At 24.4% G+C, this 1,174-nt stretch carries 1 protein-coding gene; it reads right to left on the bottom strand.

Going from position 1 to position 1,174, the window contains the following annotated elements:
* Positions 1-281: 281 nt before the first annotated feature.
* The gene (locus tag R4K56_RS14705) at positions 282-1,082 is read right to left on the bottom strand and encodes an ABC transporter permease (protein WP_335773217.1); all 801 of its coding nucleotides are present in this window, start codon (positions 1,080-1,082) and stop codon (positions 282-284) included.
* Positions 1,083-1,174 lie beyond the last annotated feature (92 nt).

The following is a 1,174-nucleotide window of genomic DNA, read 5'->3' as shown; positions in this document are numbered from 1 at the left end:
AAAATTTTTGAGTTTGTCATTTTTTTATTCAACTTTTTCCCGCCGCAAAAAGTTGCAAAAAATGCAAGTATAAAATTAGTACTAAATCATACTAAAATCATCTTACATGTAAAATAATTTATTACATTTAAGTTCAAATATAGCCTTTCGCCGAAGGCGGGCTGTGCCTGCTTCTTTGTGGCAATAAAAGAAGTGGGGTGCGGGGCAAAGCCCTGCAGATATTTAAAATTTAAAAAAATTATTTTTGACAAAATATATTTGTTTAGGTATATAATAAAAAATTATGCTGATATATCTCTTTTATTAAAGATAATCACAGTAAGTACATTAGTTACTATTCCAATAACTAATAAGCATATAGTGCCAATTAAAAATATATTAAAATCATCGCTATATTTGGAAGGATTAAACAATGATATAATACTTAAATATTTAAAAAACTCTGCCTTATCGCCTACCCTTGATATCATTTGAAATAACATAAATAATATACAAAGTCCAGCACCAGCCCAAAGTGAAATATTTGTAGAAGAAAAACTAACAGAACTCAAAAAACATATTCCTAAAAAAGAAAACCACAAACCATAAAGTCCAATATTTATAACTATGAGTTTTGATATATCAAGTTCGCCTTTAAACATAATCTCACTTGTAATTATAAGCAGTATAGTTATATATAAGTTTAATATAAATATTTCTATAACAGTACTCAATATTTGAGTAGATATTATTTTGATTCTTGAATTTGGTGTAGAAAATAAATATGCAATGCTTCCTTTATCAATGTATCTTATTACTAGTCTATTAACTAATAATACAATAAAAACCAACGGAAAAATAATAAGCAAAAATGAATATAAATAATCAATTAAAAAGTCGGTTAAATTACTTGAAAAATTATTCATTCCAAATAATGCAAACATCTGAGGCATACTCTCAACCATAGAGTTTAAACTATCAACAAGTTTAGGGTCAAACATAGAAACTATAATTGCTCCATACATAGTTAATACTAAAGCAAATATTAATAATATTTTTAAATTTGATTTGAATTCTTTTTTTAATAAAACTAAATTAAACATACAAACTCCTATTATTGATAAACTTATTATTGCTAATAAAAATTATTTACTAGTATATACTGAAAATTTTTAAGTTTGTCATTTTTTTTAAT

It is taken from the genome of Brachyspira pulli (assembly GCF_036997785.1).
Taxonomy (GTDB): Bacteria; Spirochaetota; Brachyspiria; order Brachyspirales; family Brachyspiraceae; genus Brachyspira; species Brachyspira pulli.
The sequence above is the reverse complement of the archived record's forward strand: the minus strand, read 5'-3'. Positions and strand labels throughout refer to the sequence as shown.